Raw genomic sequence first — 2,988 nt, forward strand, 5'->3', positions numbered from 1 at the left:
GGCGCGTCCCGCAGGTCGACGAGGGGAACGTGCGCCGGGAAGCGCACGGCGTGCTGACGGGGTTGCCCGTCGGCGTCCGCCGTGAACCGTACGTGGAGGCACTCGGCCTCCTCGACCACCTGCCGCACGGCGGCGGTCAGGCGGTCGAGGTCGACCGGCCCGCGCAACTCCAGGGTGAACGTGACGTTGTAGGCCGAGCTGTCCGGCTCGATCCGCTGGGCCGGCCAGATCCCGGCCTGCCCGCCGGTGACGGGTATTGCGGAGTCGGATGCCGGGTTGTCCGGCTCGGCGGCGTCAGACATCGTTCGTTCAGCCTTTCCCTGGTTCGCGCGGGACGGGGACCTGCGTTACTTGACGGCCTCGAGCTTCGGCACGACCTGGTCGATGGCGTACGGGATGCTCAGGACCGTGTTGAAGGACAGCGCGGCGCCGATGTCCGGGTTGTCGTACGGAAGGAACAGGTCGCGCTTCTCCTGGTGGACCTTGGTCTTCTGGTAGAGCGGGTCCGCCTTCATCGCGGCCTCGGTCTCGGAGGTGCCCAGCCAGACCGTCCGATCGGCCTCCATGACGTCGAGGCGCTCGGAGCTGAGGTCGGCGACGTTCTCCTTGCCGAGGGCCGTCCGGTAGGCCTCGGAGGTGGTGAAGCCCATCTCGCTCAAGAAGATGACCTTGGGGTCCTTGGGGGAGAAGGCCGAGAACTTGCCGGGCTCGTAGGGCTCCCCGACCGAGACCGTCTTGCCCTTCCACTCGGGGTGCTTGTCCCGGACGGCCTTGAAGCGCGCGTCGATGCCCGCGATCAGCTTCTCGGTCTCGGCGTCCTTGCCCAGCGCCTTGCCGATCTGCTCCGTCATGACCTGCCAGGTCGCCTGGTAGTCCTCGGAGCCCTTGGGTTGGGCCACCACCTTGGCGATCTTGGACAGGGTGTCGTACTGCTCCTTCTTCATGCCCGAGTACTGGGCGATGATCAGGTCGGGCTTGAGCGCCGCGATCTTCTCCATGTTGTACTCGTCGCGTTCGCCGACGACCTGCGGCGGAGCGGAGCCCCACAGGTCCTTGGCCCAGGGCCACTTGCCGTACGGCTGCTCCTTGAACCAGTCGACCGCGCCGACCGGCTTCACGCCGAGGGCCAGGACGGCGTCCTGGTCGGACAGGCCGAGCGTGACGACCTTCCTCGGCTGCTCGGCGATCGTCGTGCTGCCGTACTTGTGCTCCAGCGTCACGGGGAAGGCCCCGGCCGCCGATCCGGTCTCGCCGGACTTGGCGGTGTCCGCCTTGTCGGAGTCACCGCCGCCGCAGGCGGCGAGCGCGAGCGCCGCCGTCGCGGCCACGGCCACACGGGGCAGGAGGCGGGCGAATCTCGTGGACGCGGAGCGGGTACCAAGTGGCACGGGTGTTTCCTTTCACGGGACTGCGGGCGTGCGGGAGTGCGCGGTGCGGGCGGGTGTACGTCGCACCGGCCCGGCGGGCCGTGCGGGCGCCGGGCGGGACTGTGACGACGAAGCCCAAGAGCGGGAAGCCGATCTCGTCGGCGGCGCGGCGGGGTCCGCCGGCGGGCTCCGGGCCGCGGTCCACGATCGACCCCAGGATGTCCCCGACCCGGACCGCCGTGTTCGACAGCAGGGACGAGGTGATGCCGTGGGTGTGCTCGGTGCCGCCCTGGAGGTATATGCCGCAGCGCAGTTCGGGATCGGTCGTCAGGCGGTAGTCCCGCTCGACCCTGACCCGACCCTGCTCGTCCAGCAGGCAGTACCGGCCGACCTCGCCGAGGAGGGCGAGCGCGTCGGCCGAACGGTAGCCGGTGGCGTAGATCAGCACGTCGGCGTCCAGATGGGTCCGCTCGCCGGTGACCAGCGACTCGACCGTGGCGAGCACCTTGTGGGGCGTCTCGACCACGTCGGTGAGTCGGGAGACCTTGAGGAAGCGCAACCGTTCGGTGCCCAGGACCTTCTCCTGGTACTGCTGCCGGTAGAGGTCGTCGATGAGGTCGATGTCCACCACGGAGTAGTTGGTGTTGGCGTGGTACGCGATCAGCTTGCGCTTGACGTCCTCGGGTGCGGCGAAGTACTCGTCGACCGCGTCCGGGTCGAAGATCCGGTTGGCGAACCCGCTGTCGTCGGCGGGGCTGTAGCCGTACCGGGAGAAGACCGCGCAGACCTCGGCCTCGGGGAAGGTGCGGTGCAGGAAGGCCACGTTCTCGGCGGCGCTCTGGCCGGCGCCGACCACGACGAACCGGGACGGGGCGGTGTCCTTGAGCGCGTCCACCCGCGTCAGTAGGTCGGACGTGTGCCAGACGCGGTCCGTGCGCTCGACGCCTTCCGGCATCCGCGGTCGCAGTCCGGTGCCGATCACGAGGTTGCGGGCACGGTGGACCACCGGTTCCGCGCCGGAGCGCGCGATCACGTCCACGTACCGCACCGCGCCGTCGACCACGACGGGCCGTACGGCGATGACCTCGTGGCCGTACGACACCATGTCGTCGACCTTGGCCGCCGCCCACTCGAAGTAGTCGTGGAACTCCACGCGCAGCGGGAAGAGGTTCTTGTGGTTGACGAAGTCGATCAGCCGCCCCCGGCTCTGCAGGTAGCAGAGGAAGCTGAACTCGCTCGTCGGATTGCGCAGCGTCACCAGGTCCTTCAGGAAGGAGACCTGCATGGTGGCGTCGTCGATCAACATGCCGCGGTGCCAGCCGAAGCGGGGCTGCTGCTCGAAGAAGTGGGCCGTGACCGCCCCCTCCCTGCCGACGCTCGCGTTGTGCTCGCTCAGTGCGATGGCCATCGCCACATTGGACGGTCCGAAGCCGATTCCAATCAGGTCGTGGATCAATGGCGCATCGTCAGGAAGAGCTTGTGACATGTCACTCCCATCGGGGGGCGGCCGCTTGCCAGGTGTGAGGGGGGAACAGCGGAAGCGAGGCATGACGACGTGCGACTGCCAGCGAAACTTAGGTTAGCCTAACCTGATCCTCAACCCCTGTCGATGGGGCGAGAG

General features: G+C 68.5%; 2 protein-coding genes and 1 pseudogene. All 3 read right to left on the bottom strand.

Annotated features, from left to right (window positions below; translation table 11 throughout):
• Positions 1-302 (bottom strand): condensation domain-containing protein (locus tag ADK55_RS12815; protein ID WP_159041374.1); only part of this gene is annotated, 302 nt, incomplete at its 3' end.
• A gap of 45 nt (positions 303-347) precedes the next feature.
• Complete coding sequence (locus tag ADK55_RS12820; protein WP_234350021.1) at positions 348-1,328, bottom strand: iron-siderophore ABC transporter substrate-binding protein; 981 nt, start codon at positions 1,326-1,328, stop codon at positions 348-350.
• Between the two features lie 220 nt (positions 1,329-1,548).
• Positions 1,549-2,853: pseudogene (locus ADK55_RS12825) on the bottom strand (lysine N(6)-hydroxylase/L-ornithine N(5)-oxygenase family protein); the annotation flags it as partial.
• Positions 2,854-2,988 lie beyond the last annotated feature (135 nt).

The sequence above is a fragment of the Streptomyces sp. WM4235 genome (genome assembly GCF_001279725.1).
In the GTDB taxonomy this organism is placed as follows: domain Bacteria; phylum Actinomycetota; class Actinomycetes; order Streptomycetales; family Streptomycetaceae; genus Streptomyces.